The sequence below is a fragment of the Alphaproteobacteria bacterium genome, assembly GCA_040220875.1.
Classification (GTDB): Bacteria; Pseudomonadota; Alphaproteobacteria; order JAVJVX01; family JAVJVX01; genus JAVJVX01.
Map to the genome: position 1 here is coordinate 44,785 of JAVJVX010000007.1, position 12,251 is coordinate 57,035.

12 protein-coding genes and 1 riboswitch are annotated in these 12,251 nt (G+C 64.2%); of the genes, 5 read left to right on the forward strand and 7 right to left on the reverse strand.

Annotated features, from left to right (window positions below; genetic code table 11):
* Positions 1-47: 47 nt before the first annotated feature.
* On the reverse strand, positions 48-1,214 hold the full coding sequence (gene metK / locus RLQ26_08775) for a methionine adenosyltransferase (protein ID MEQ9088821.1): 1,167 nt from the start codon (positions 1,212-1,214) through the stop codon (positions 48-50).
* A 247-nt stretch (positions 1,215-1,461) separates the two neighbouring features.
* On the opposite strand from metK, the gene RLQ26_08780 reads away from it, so the two are divergent.
* From RLQ26_08780 to glcF, 4 genes are all read left to right on the forward strand, one after another.
* The gene (locus RLQ26_08780) at positions 1,462-2,187 is read left to right on the forward strand and encodes an alpha/beta fold hydrolase (protein ID MEQ9088822.1); all 726 of its coding nucleotides are present in this window, start codon (positions 1,462-1,464) and stop codon (positions 2,185-2,187) included.
* Between the two features lie 67 nt (positions 2,188-2,254).
* Positions 2,255-3,742 carry an FAD-linked oxidase C-terminal domain-containing protein gene (locus tag RLQ26_08785; GenBank protein MEQ9088823.1) on the forward strand — a complete coding sequence of 496 codons (1,488 nt, stop codon included), beginning with the start codon at positions 2,255-2,257 and terminating at the stop codon, positions 3,740-3,742.
* Positions 3,743-3,747: 5 nt separating this feature from the next.
* Complete coding sequence (gene glcE, locus RLQ26_08790) at positions 3,748-4,980, forward strand: glycolate oxidase subunit GlcE (protein ID MEQ9088824.1); 1,233 nt, start codon at positions 3,748-3,750, stop codon at positions 4,978-4,980.
* 2 nt (positions 4,981-4,982) lie between these two features.
* Complete coding sequence (gene glcF, locus RLQ26_08795; protein ID MEQ9088825.1) at positions 4,983-6,281, forward strand: glycolate oxidase subunit GlcF; 1,299 nt, start codon at positions 4,983-4,985, stop codon at positions 6,279-6,281.
* A 13-nt stretch (positions 6,282-6,294) separates the two neighbouring features.
* Here the strand turns inward: glcF and RLQ26_08800 are convergent, their stop codons facing one another.
* The 5 genes from RLQ26_08800 to RLQ26_08820 all read right to left on the reverse strand — a co-directional run bounded on the left by RLQ26_08800 (position 6,295) and on the right by RLQ26_08820 (position 10,615).
* Positions 6,295-7,332: a PAS domain-containing protein gene (locus RLQ26_08800; protein ID MEQ9088826.1), complete on the reverse strand. Its 1,038-nt coding sequence runs from the start codon at positions 7,330-7,332 to the stop codon at positions 6,295-6,297.
* A 225-nt stretch (positions 7,333-7,557) separates the two neighbouring features.
* A complete protein-coding gene (gpmA, locus tag RLQ26_08805) occupies positions 7,558-8,253 on the reverse strand; it encodes a 2,3-diphosphoglycerate-dependent phosphoglycerate mutase (protein ID MEQ9088827.1) in 696 nt (231 codons plus the stop codon).
* Between the two features lie 28 nt (positions 8,254-8,281).
* The gene (locus RLQ26_08810) at positions 8,282-8,662 is read right to left on the reverse strand and encodes an aspartate 1-decarboxylase (protein ID MEQ9088828.1); all 381 of its coding nucleotides are present in this window, start codon (positions 8,660-8,662) and stop codon (positions 8,282-8,284) included.
* 136 nt (positions 8,663-8,798) lie between these two features.
* Positions 8,799-9,311: an aromatic-ring-hydroxylating dioxygenase subunit beta gene (locus tag RLQ26_08815; protein MEQ9088829.1), complete on the reverse strand. Its 513-nt coding sequence runs from the start codon at positions 9,309-9,311 to the stop codon at positions 8,799-8,801.
* Positions 9,308-10,615, reverse strand: a complete 1,308-nt coding sequence (locus RLQ26_08820; protein ID MEQ9088830.1) for an aromatic ring-hydroxylating dioxygenase subunit alpha — start codon at positions 10,613-10,615, stop codon at positions 9,308-9,310. Before RLQ26_08820 ends, RLQ26_08815 begins: the two co-directional genes overlap by 4 nt.
* Positions 10,616-10,839: 224 nt before the next feature.
* Between RLQ26_08820 and RLQ26_08825 the strand changes: the two genes are divergently transcribed.
* The gene (locus RLQ26_08825) at positions 10,840-11,082 is read left to right on the forward strand and encodes an Lrp/AsnC ligand binding domain-containing protein (protein ID MEQ9088831.1); all 243 of its coding nucleotides are present in this window, start codon (positions 10,840-10,842) and stop codon (positions 11,080-11,082) included.
* On the opposite strand, the gene RLQ26_08830 is transcribed toward RLQ26_08825, so the two are convergent.
* Entirely contained in the window at positions 11,075-11,779 is a 705-nt protein-coding gene (locus tag RLQ26_08830; protein MEQ9088832.1) for a TonB family protein, read from the reverse strand. The genes RLQ26_08825 and RLQ26_08830 overlap by 8 nt on opposite strands.
* Before the next feature lie 117 nt (positions 11,780-11,896).
* A riboswitch (cobalamin riboswitch) is annotated at positions 11,897-12,131 on the reverse strand.
* Between the last annotated feature and the right edge of the window lie 120 nt (positions 12,132-12,251).

Sequence of the window (12,251 nt, forward strand, 5' to 3'; positions counted from 1 at the left end):
CTGTCCGGGCGCCCCCGGGCGAGGCGGAGCCGCTCTGACCGGCGGCCTTAAAAGGCGCCCTTGATGGCGTTCACCAGATCGGTCCGTTCCCACGAAAATCCACCATCGGGTTCGGGATGGCGTCCGAAATGGCCGTACGCGGCGGTACGCGCGTAGATCGGCCGGCTCAGGGCGAGATGTTCGCGAATGCCGCGCGGGCTGAGGTCCATTACCTCGCCAAGCACCCGGCTGAGCTTCTCCTCGCCGACCCGCCCCGTGCCATGCAGATCGACATAGATCGAAAGCGGCTTGCTTACGCCGATCGCGTAGGCGAGCTGGATTGTGCATTTATCGGCGAGTTCAGCCGCGACCACGTTTTTCGCAAGATACCGGGCGGCATAGGCGGCCGACCGGTCGACCTTGGTCGGATCCTTGCCGGAAAACGCGCCGCCGCCATGGGGGGCCGCACCACCGTAGGTATCCACGATGATCTTGCGTCCGGTCAGCCCGGTATCGCCGTCCGGCCCGCCGATCACAAAACGGCCCGTCGGATTGACGTAAAAATTCTCTTCGTCGCACATCCAGCCTTCCGGCAGGCAGTTCTCCACATGCGGGCGGACGATCTCGCGCACATCGTCTTGCGTCAGATCTTCGTCGTGCTGGGTAGAGACCACCACCGTGGTCGCGCCCACGGGCTTGCCGTCGACATATTTGACCGTCACCTGGCTCTTCGAATCGGGCCCAAGCCCCGTCGCGGCGCCCGAATGGCGCGCCTCGGCCATGGATTTCAGGATGGCGTGAGAGAAATGCAGGGGGGCGGGCATCAGCGCCTCGGTTTCCCGGCAGGCATAGCCGAACATGATACCCTGGTCGCCGGCTCCCTCGTCCTTGTTGCCCAGCGCGTCCACGCCGACGGCGATATCGGCCGACTGGGCGTGGACATGGATCCGCACCTCGGCGTTCGACCAGTGGAAGCCATCCTGTTCGTAGCCAATATCCCTGACCGCATGCCGGGCGATTTCCTCGAGCTTTTCAGGGCTAACCTCCTGAGCGCTGCGGACTTCGCCGGCCAGGACAATGAGGTTGGTCGTGGTGAGTGTCTCGACTGCCACCCGGGAAGAGGGATCGCCGGTCAGGTACAGGTCCACCAGCGCATCGGAAATCCGGTCGCAGACCTTGTCGGGGTGTCCCTCGGAAACCGATTCGCTCGTAAAAACGTAATTCTTGGTGGCCATGAAGTTCCTCTATTCGGATGGTGTTCTCGGGATTGGGCCGGCCGCCCGGGGTTTTGGCGGGCAGATCATACCGAATTGGGCCGTCGATAAAAGGGGAACCTTCGGGCGGCGGGATCGGGCCCGGGGCGCGAGCGCCCTGGTCCATCGCCGGCCGTCCCGCTTCTGCGCCGTGGCAGGCAACTGGAATCTTCTGGCCGGGCGCGCTAAGGATGGCACCGGTCTCAACAGTATCCGGACAGGGGGAAAGATGGAAATCGTCCTAGTGCACGGCGCCTGGCACGAGGGGTCGAGCTGGTCGGAAGTGGCCGCACATTTGGAACAGGCCGGCCACTCGGCGCATATGCCGACGATCGCCGGGCATGGGCCGGGGGCGGATCGCGACGTGGATCATGCGGCCTGCACGCGATCGATTGCAGAGTTCATCGTGGATGGTGACCTGCGGGACATCGTGCTCGTGGGGCACAGTTTTGGCGGCACGATCATATCCAAAGTGGCGGAGCAGATTCCCGAGCGCATCCGACGGCTCGTGTTTCAGAACGGATTTGTCGTGCGGGACGGCAAGAGCCTGAGTGACGAGACACCGCCACATTTCCAGCGCCTGTTCCGCGATCTGGCCGGGCAGGCCGCCGACCACACGGTTATGCTGCCTTATCCGATATGGCGCGAGGCTTTCATCAATGACGGCGACGAGCCATTGGCCCGATCCACTTACGAGTATCTGACTCCGGAGCCAGCTCAGCCGTTCTTCGACAAGCTCGATATGAAAAAATTCTACAGCCTCGATATTCCCAAGAGCTATATCAACTTCACCGAGGATCAGGCATTGCCCCAGGGCCCGGAGACAGGCTGGCATCCGCGTATGTCCAATCGGCTGGGGCTGTTCCGCCTGATCCAGAAACCGGGCAGCCACGAGGTGGTCTTTACGAACCCGGCTCTCCTGGCCGAGGCGATCATCGAAGCTGGGCGGGATTGACGACTTGTCCGCGACCGGTGACCTCTTCAGGCGTTCTTCGGGTGGCCGGCTGTGCTAGGGTCGGCCCATGAGACTTCCTGATCCCGACCCCGAAATCCTGAGCCGGCGCCGCGAGATCGTCGCCGATCTCCGGCGCCTTGTCGCCGCCGATGGCGTGATCGCGGATGAGACCAGCCTGCGTGCCTTCGAATGCGACGGGCTGACGGCCTACCGACAGTTGCCGATGGTGGTGGTTTTGCCAGAGACCACCGAACAGGTGGCGAGCGTCCTCAAATACTGCTTTGAGCACGAAATCAAGGTGGTCCCGCGCGGCGCCGGAACGTCGCTCTCAGGTGGTGCCCTGCCGCTTGGCGATGGCGTCCTTCTCGGCCTGTCGAAGCTGAACCGGATCCTGGATGTGGACTATGTGAACCGCACGGTAACTGCCCAGCCCGGTGTGACCAATCTTGCGATCACCGAAGAGGTGGCGGGCGAGGGCTTCTACTACGCGCCCGATCCGTCCAGCCAGATCGCCTGCACGATCGGCGGCAATATCGCGGAAAATTCGGGCGGCGTGCATTGCCTGAAATACGGGCTGACCACCAACAATCTCATGGGCCTCCGGATCGTGACCATCGAGGGCGAGATGCTCTCGCTCGGGGGCAAGCATCTCGACCAGCCGGGCTATGATCTGCTCGGACTTCTGACAGGTTCCGAAGGTCTGCTCGCCGTGGTCACGGAAGTAACGGTCCGAATCCTCGCGACGCCGGAAACGGCCCGCGCCGTCATGTTCGGCTTTCCGTCAAGCCAGGCGGCGGGCCGCTGCGTGGCCGAGATCATCGCAGCCGGCATCGTGCCGGCGGGGCTTGAAATGATGGACGGGCCGGCTATCCGCGCGGCCGAATCCTTCGTCAAGGTTGGCTATCCCCTGGATTGCGAAGCGCTCTTGATCGCCGAGCTCGATGGCCCGGCCGCGGAGGTTGATGACCTGATCGCTCGCGTGGTCGCCCTGGCAGAGGCAAGTGGCAGCACCTCCACGCGTGTCTCCGACAGCGAGGAGGAGCGGCTTGCCATCTGGGCCGGTCGCAAGGCTGCGTTTCCGGCGATGGGCCAGTTGTCGCCGGATTATTACTGTATGGATGGCACGATCCCCCGCCGACGTCTGGCGGAGGTACTCGATGGCATCGCCCGGCTCTCGGAAGAGTTCGGCCTGCGCGTCGCCAATGTTTTCCATGCGGGAGACGGAAATCTGCATCCGCTTATCCTGTTCGATGCAAACGATCCGGACGAACTGCACCGGGCCGAGACGTTCGGTTCCGAAATTCTCAAGCTCTGCGTCGAGGTGGGCGGTGTACTGACGGGCGAGCATGGCGTGGGCGTCGAAAAGCGCGATCTGATGGAGGTCATGTTCTCCGAAATCGATCTCGCGCAGCAGCAGCGAGTCAAATGCGCGTTTGATGACAAGTCCCTGCTCAATCCGGGCAAGATGTTTCCGCGCCTGCATCGTTGTGCGGAGCTGGGCCAGGTTCATGTTCATGGCGGCCAGTTGCGTTATCCCCAGCTGCCGAGGTTCTAGGGGCGATGGTCGACGCGTTGAGCCCGTCAGGCGTACAAGACCTGGCAGAGATGGTGCAGGAGTGCTGCGCGAACGCAACGACGCTCGAGATTGTCGCGGGCGCCACAAAATCGCGCCTCGGCCGGCCGATGGCCGCGGATCGACGGCTCAATCTGGGCGCCCTCAGTGGGATAGATTTCTACGAGCCGGATGAGCTCGTGCTGCGGGCCGGGGCCGCGACGCCGCTTGGTGAAATCGAAGAGATGCTCGATGCGCACGCGCAAACCCTGGCGTTCGAGCCCCCCGACTGGCGCGGCCTCCTGGGCTCGGTGGGCACGGCGACGATCGGCGGAATCCTGGCCACCAATCTCTCGGGACCGCGAAGGTTTCGCGCCGGTGCGGCGCGCGATCATATCCTTGGCTTCGAGGGCGTGAACGGGCGCGGCGAGGTCTTTCGCTCGGGCGGCCGGGTCATGAAGAACGTCACCGGATATGATCTCTCCAAACTCATGGCCGGGAGTTACGGCACGCTGGGCCTGCTGGCGGAGGTGACGGTCAAGGTGCTGCCGCGCGCGGAGAAGACGCGAACGCTTCTGCTGCTGGGGCTCGGGCCCCGGGAGGCGGTGGCCGCTATGGCCGGCGCGGCGGCACTCCCCGTGGATATCTCCGGCGCGGCCTATCTGCCGCCCCCGCTGGGGGCGGGTTCTCAGGTCGCTCAGGTCGCGGGAGTCCGCGGCGCGGTCACGGCATTGCGCCTCGAAGGCACGGCGGCCTCGGTCAAGGTACGTCTCGCACGGCTTCGCGCCGCCTTTCCCGAGCGGGAAATGTTGGATTTGCACAGCCGCAATTCGCAGGTCTTCTGGCGGGAGGTGCGCGATGTGACGCCCCTCGCGGGACAGTCGGACCGCGTGATCTGGCGCCTCTCGGTCGCGCCGGGAGACGCACCGGGGATTCTCGAAAGCATCCGTGCCGCGGTCGCCGGGGAATACTTCCTCGACTGGGCAGGCGGGCTGCTCTGGCTGGCGGTGCCCAGTCCTGATGCCGGCGGTGCGGAGGATGGTGGCGCCGGGCGTATCCGGGATGTCACGTCCCGGCACGGCGGACACGCGACGCTGGTGGTGGCGCCGGTGCCGTTGCGCCGGGCGGTGGACCCGTTCCAGCCGCTTTCGCCCGGCCTGGCGGCGCTGACGGGGCGGATAAAGACGGCCTTCGATCCCAAGGGCATCCTGAACCCCGGCCGGTTGTACCGGGAGGTTTAGGCATGCAGACCCGGTTTACCGAGACACAGTTGAAGGACCCGGTCTATCGGGAGGCGGACGCGATTCTCCGCTCCTGCGTTCATTGCGGTTTCTGCCTGTCCACTTGCCCGACCTACGTCTTGACGGGAGACGAGCTCGATAGTCCGCGCGGACGTATCTATCTCATCAAGGACATGCTCGAGCGAGACGTCGCTCCGGAAGACGCGACCGTCACCCACATCGATCGCTGTCTTTCCTGCTTGTCCTGCATGACCACTTGTCCGTCCTCCGTGGATTACATGCATCTGGCCGATATCGCCCGCGCAAGGATTGCGGCGCGCTACAAACGACCTCCGGTCGATCGTCTGTTCCGTGGCGTTCTGGCCCGGGTTCTGCCGTCGCCCCGTCTGTTCGCGCTGGCGATCGGTCTGGGACGCCCGCTGGCCGGCGGCCTGGCCCGTCTGCCCGGGCGTATCGGGACGCTTGGTCGCCTTATCCCGAAGAAAAGAGCGCCCGCGCAAGCTGCAAGGGCACGCGTTTTCGCTCCCGCTGAGGGCCCGCCGCGTCTCCGGGTGGCGCTCCTCGAGGGTTGTGTGCAGACCACGCTGGCGCCGGACATCAACGGCGCCACGATCCGGTTGCTGACCCGTCTTGGCGCCGAGGTTCACATTGTTCCTCGCATCGGCTGTTGTGGGGCGCTCGCACATCATCTCGCCGATCACAAGCGGGCCCGGCGCCAGGCGCGGCGCAACGTACGGCACTGGTCGCGAGCGTTGGATAGGCCGGGCCTCGATGCGGTCGTCGCCAATGCCGCCGGATGTGGCACGCTGATCAAGGATTACGGTCACCTTCTGGCTGGAGACCGGCGCTATGCCGACTCGGCCGCCCGGGTGGCCGCGTGCACTCTCGATGTGAGCGAAGTGGTAGAGCGGTTGATGAACGAAGTTCCATCGCCGACGCTATCGCGCGGGCCGCGTCCGCGGATCGCCTATCATGGCGCCTGTTCCCTCCGGAACGGGCAGAAGATCGAGGCGCTTCCCAAGGCGCTGCTGCGCCGGATGGGCTTCGAGGTCGTCGATATTCCGGAAGGGCATCTCTGCTGCGGTTCGGCCGGAACCTATAATCTGCTGGAGCCGGGGTTCGCCGATATGCTGGGCCGGCGCAAGGCTGAGCGCATCGCGAGAACCGGTGCCGAAATGGTGGCCAGCGGCAATATCGGCTGCCAGATGCAGATCTCCGCCTATAGCGGACTGCCGGTGGTGCACACCGTGGCTCTGCTCGATTGGGCGACGGGCGGGCCCGACCCGCGGGCTGGCGTGTGACCGGGGCCGCGCCTCAGCCCGTATTGCTGATGACTTCCCTCGGCCCGCCGATCTGGCGGCCCGTTCCCCGATAGCCGAGAAACCGGCCGTCGGGGCTGAAGATCGGCTTGCCGCTCAAGGCGACATAGGTCTTGTGGTCGGGTGGATGCTTGATCGAGCATACGAGGTCACGAAATGCGGCCCGCGCATCCACCATTTCCATGTAAGTGTGCCAGGCGTCGGCCGAATCCTCCCAATCGATACTGGTTGCCTGGGTGCGGCCGATAAAATGGCTCGGCGGCAGCCCCAGGACATGGCGCACCTGATCGGAAAGATAGGTGAATCGCATATCAGGCCCGGTCTCCCAGAACCAGTCCCCGGACATTTCGGCAAAATCCCGGAACTGATCGAGAAGCGCTTCCCGCTCCAGCTCGAGAGTGACCATCTCGCGGATCGTCTCACCGAGATAGCGAGCGAATACGTACATGGCGGCCATGAAGATCACCATAAGGATGGCCAGCGTCGTGTGCATGACCGTGCCCATGCTCGCCACGCTGATGGTGATGAAGGGCATGCTGGCAAAAAAGAAGGCGTGGAAGGCCCGCATGTAATGGCTCGACACGACGAGCGCGCCCGCTCCCATGCCGCCGATCACGAGGATAAGGAAAACCTGGAGCGGCAAGGCATCCGGGGTGAACAGCAATATACCGGCCGCGCCCCAGGTCAGGCCCTGCAACCCGGCGCCGAGCAGATACACATGGGACCAGAAGCGGATGTTCCGGCGATCGAGCGGCGTACGGTTGAACCGCCACCAGGCCAGCATGCGGAACCCCGCGACCAGCAGCACCGCCCCGGTCCAGGCGGCGAGCAGCCCCGATTCCGCCTCCAGTGTGAAGACCACCGCGACCAGAACGGCGTTGATTGAATTGATGATTGCGGCACCGGGAACGCCGCGAAAAACTCGCGGCACCAGGGCGAGGAGAAGGCGTTCCTTTTCGGTCGCCATGGCGATGGCCGCCGTGGGTCCGGGTTCGGACTCGGAAAAGCGACTGCTGGACGCATCACGTGTCATCGAGTGGCCCCCATTCTCGCGGGACGCGGAACTGCGGTCGCCTGGACCGTTCGAGGACGTTGGCGCGTCTTTCCCCGGCCGCCTGGCACTGGCACTGGCACTTTATGATCTTGTTCCAACCGGCGAAGCATACGGCAGCCCGGCCAATAGACAAATCGACTTGATCGCGATTTTGTGCATGAGGCGCGGCCGAGAGGGTGGGTGACCGGAAGATCCGCCGAAAGCTCAGTATTCGTCGATATAGGCGCGGCGCACCGGCCGCAGGCTATCGTCCAGCTCGTAAACGAGCGGCCGGCCGGTCGGGATCTCGAAGCCCGGTATGTCAGCGTCCGAAATGCCGTCGATGTGCTTGACCAGGGCTCTGAGGCTGTTGCCGTGGGCTGCGACGAGTATTTCTTCGCCCGCTTCGAGCGTCGAAGTAATCTCGCTGTTCCAATAGGGCAGGACACGGGCGATCGTGTCCTTCAGGCTCTCGGTGTGGGGCAACTGATCGGGCGCGAGCGAGGTGTAGCGCGGGTCATCATCCGGAAGACGTGGATCGCCGCTTTCGAGGGCGGGAGGCGGCGTGTCGAAACTGCGACGCCACGTGAAAACCTGCTCGTCGCCGTATTTTGCCGCTGTCTCGGCCTTGTCGAGCCCTTGCAGCGCGCCGTAATGGCGCTCGTTCAGACGCCAGGTCTTTTCGACCGGAATCCACATCCGGTCGAGCCGGTAGAGGGCAAGATCGAGGGTGCGGATGGCGCGCTTGAGATAAGAGGTATAGGCCCGGTCGAAACGGAAACCCGCCTCCCTGAGCGCTTCGCCGGCTTCCAGCGCCTCGGTCACGCCGGCCTCGGTCAGGTCCACATCCGTCCAGCCGGTGAAGCGGTTCTGGAGGTTCCATTCGCTTTGGCCGTGGCGCAGAAGAACGAGACGGGGCATGGCGGATCAACCCGGTACCGGATCGGCGTTAGCCGTTCAGCGCAACGGCGTGCGGAGTCGCTCGGCGCGGGCGGTTATGGTCGTCCACGTAAACCAGACGCGGATGCCAACTGCGGGCCGCCTCGCGGCTGATATCGCAATAGGCGGCGATGATCAGCAAGTTCCCCTTGGTCGCGAGATGGGCGGCCGCGCCGTTGACCTGGACAACTCCCGAATCGGCCGGGCCCTCAATCACATAGGTCTCGAACCGGGCGCCGGTGGTGACATTGTAAACCGCGATCTGCTGATAAGGGACGAGATCGGCGAGCGTCATCAGCGTCCAGTCGAGGGTGAGACTGCCCTCGTAGTGAAGATCGGCGTCGGTCACTGTCGCCCGGTGAATCTTGGACTGGAGAACCTTGATCTGCATGGCAAAGCCCGCACGTTGGAAACCCAATTGCAACAAACGGCCGCTGTGTAGCACAAAGCGCCATGTTGCGCTGCAAAAAAATGAGGCTTTCCGGCCCGTCTGTAAAGGGGGGAGCGGGCCTGTTCGGGCCTATTCGCTAGAGCGGTACGGCCAGCAGGTTTTGAATGGCGCCGGTATCCGCGATCACGCTACGCTCCTTGAACCGGGGTCCGTCACCATCCATCACGATGCGATCGAGATACCGGCCGACCGAGAAAATCCGCGTCTCGCCGTCCAGTGACGTCTGGGTCACCTGGTAGCTCGAATGGACGTGATAGACCTCGTTCTCCTCGGCCAGGACACGAATATTGGTGACCAGATGGCGGGCGTAGTGCGGATTATAGATATTGGCTTCGCGCAAGGAGACCACACGATCGCGCAGCATGCCCTTGCTGTCGCAGAATACCACCGCCATCGGGAGGTTCCCGTCATAGTTTTCGCGGCTCGTGATGCGATAGACGCAGTCATCGGTAAACAGGCCGACCCATTCCTCGAACTCCGAATCGTCGAGCAGGCGCGCCGCGTCGGCGATCAGCGTCTCGATCTGAAGCTGGCGCTCGGGAGAGACGTGGACCATCACCGGACGGATTTTGGTGGCCAGATCGCTCATGCGCTGCCTCCCGCCGGGGCGTAGCCCATGAACCGCGCATACTCGCGCCACATGCCCCGGATCGGCACCTCGGTGACAAGGTGTGTCTGGGTTTCGATCGGGCCGTCCCCGCCCATGTCGAGAACGGACAGCTCGCGGCGGCCCTGTCCGGCCGCTTTTTGCACCAGCCGCGTGGCCTCGCCGTCCTCCATCGAGATGAATCCGGCCGGGCCGATCATGTTGGCCTGCTTGAGGCGGAACGAATCCATTTCCGCGTCATCGTCAGCATAGCCGAAATATGTCCAGTAAAGCTCGAACGCGTCGGGCCCCTTGGGAATGATTTTTCGAGTGGCCAGTGTGTTGGCGATTTGCTGGATGACGACGCTCGGGAACAAAAGAGTGATCAGGTTCGAAATGCCGTCCTCGAACTCGGGACGCCCCTTCATCAGGGACGGATCAGACAGTTTGAAGGCCGATTGATTCTCGCTGACGCCCTTGAAACTGGTCTCGTCATAGGCGTCTTTAAGCGTTGCCTTGTCGTCCGTCCCGGCCTTGGCGAACAGTGCCGAGTGGCGGCCCAGTTGGTCCAGCACGACGCCGCCCTTCTGGGTCGAGCGATAGGTTCCGAACGTTGCATGGAAAAGATGCAGCAGGCCCGCGTGATAGGGGTCCTTGGTGTTCTCGGCATAGAGTTTCCAGTTCGCCGGGATGGCCTGGCGCGCGTAGCCCAGCACCTTGAGGGGCTTGTAGAACACCCGGTCGACATAGGCGAGCACTTCCGGGCCGATGTAATCCGCGAACGGCTCGACCTCCTCGCTGAAGGTGCCGAAGATGCCCCCCTTGTGGCAGGCGACGCGGACGCGCTCGAGCCCGTGTTCCTTCAGATCGAAGCTCTTGGCCATTCCACCCTGGCCCTTGATCCCCCGCCGGTAGGGCACACCCTGAAGGTTGCCTTCCAGATCAAAGCTCCACTGATGATAGACACAGGTGTGCGTGTGGTCGTCCACGGTGCCGCGCAGCTTGCGGCACAGGACCGCGCCGCGATGGGTGCACTTGTTGAGAAACGCAGCGACCTCGCCGGCCTCGGTCCGGTTCACGATGATCGACGTATCGCCAATGAAGCTGAGGAAGAAATCCCCGGGATTGGGAATCTCGGCTTCGAGACCGATATAGGACCATGTGTGGCCCCGAAAGATCCGCGCTTGCTCGCGATCGTAAATTTCCTGGTCCGTGTAAACCCGATAAGGGACGCGGGAGTAGTCGCTTGCCGGCCAGACCAAATCAGCGCCGTGGACGCCGGTGGATGGCGTGGAATCGGGACACATTAGCTTTCCTCCTCCTTTTCGTGCCGTTACCCCGGCCCGGTCTGACATCTGCGAGGGGCCGTGGCCCGGTGGCCCAGCGTAACCCAGAATCCTTCCGTTGTCAGTCGCGCAACCGAAGTTCGCGCGACACCGGGCCGGCCCATTTGCCGGCGTACGGGACTCTTGGCGTCTCGGGCTGTTTTCCGCTAGGGTTTGGCCGCATCAGGAGACAGACGGAGTTTGCCGTGCAGACCATTTTCGTATTGATCAAATGCGAACTGGGGAAGGCCTACGAGGTGGCCGACCAGACCGTGGAGAATGTGCCGGAGGTCTCCGAGGTGCACTCGGTCTCGGGCCAGTATGACCTGCTGGTGAAATGCGTCCTCGACAGCAAGGCCGATATCGGACATTTCGTCACCGAGAAGCTGCAGCCGCTGCCCGGAGTCAAGGACACGTTCACCATAATTGCCTTCAAGGCATTTACTTGAGGCGAAAGACGACCGGAATCGAGACGCTCGCCGTCACCGGGACACCGTCGCGCCGACCGGGCAAGAACCGCCAATCCCTGACCGCTTCCATCGCCGCCTGATCGAGGGCGGCCACGCCGCTGCTCTGGACGATCTGCACGGCCGTGCTTGAACCGCTCGCCGTCACTTCAGCCTCCAGCACCACCCGGCCTTCCTGATTTCGGCGCCGCGCGCTCAGCGGATAATGGGGCTTGCGGTTATTGAGCTGCGCGGGCCGGTAGTCGGGCGCTGCGACAGCGGCCGCGCGTCCGGGGGAAACCCTGGCCGGCGGCACCGGCTCGCGTGGCTCGGCTCCCTGGGTCCCCGATGATACCGTGCCCGGCACTGGCGGCGGGGCGGGCGAGGGTACGGGTGGCCGGACGGTGGGCAAGGTTGCGAGTGAGGCTGTCGGACTCGCGAAAGGGGTGGCGCCGGCCCGCGCCGGATCGGCCGGGGGCTCGGCGTGCGACGGCGGCTGCGCCGGCTCGGCGCGCGACGCGGCGGGGGCAGGCAGACCGGAGATTTCGACTTCGACCTGTCGGGTCTGGAATCGGGGCGCCTCGATTGCGCCCCATGCCAGCAGTCCCGCTACGGCAACGCTGTGGACGGCGAGTGACCAGCCGCCGGCGGTAAGCCAGAGCGGGAGAGGGGGAGCAGCAGCGCGCGCCTTGTCGATCATACGTCCGCAATCCGGGGCCGGGTCTGGTCTGGCGTCAAGATCTCTCGACACCTTCGCGTGAGCCTGAACCGCGTCATCCGGACGGATGGACCGCACCCCGGACCGCCTCGCCCCGGAGTGGATGACGCTGTCGATGGCAGGTCTCCTGACTCCCGGGTCGCGGCCTCTGCACCCACCTTCCCAGGACGCTGCCGTCCCAGTGGCTTCATCGATGCGGCTCGCCGGTCACAGTTGCGAGGGCAGTCCCGGAATCTGCCGGCGCGGGTTGCCGCGCAGGCACCACCGGATTCCCTTTTCCCTACCGCGCGCCACGTCCGGCGTCTGGTAGAAGACCATCGGCAGGCGAGAGCTTAATAAGGCCTTCGCCCGCGAACAAGCGCTCGTGTGTCGTCAGGCCCCTCCCGGCTCGGGCTTTTCCTTCCGGCGGGCAGAAGAGCTTGGCCTTCCGGCGGCCTGCTTGCTACAACTCACC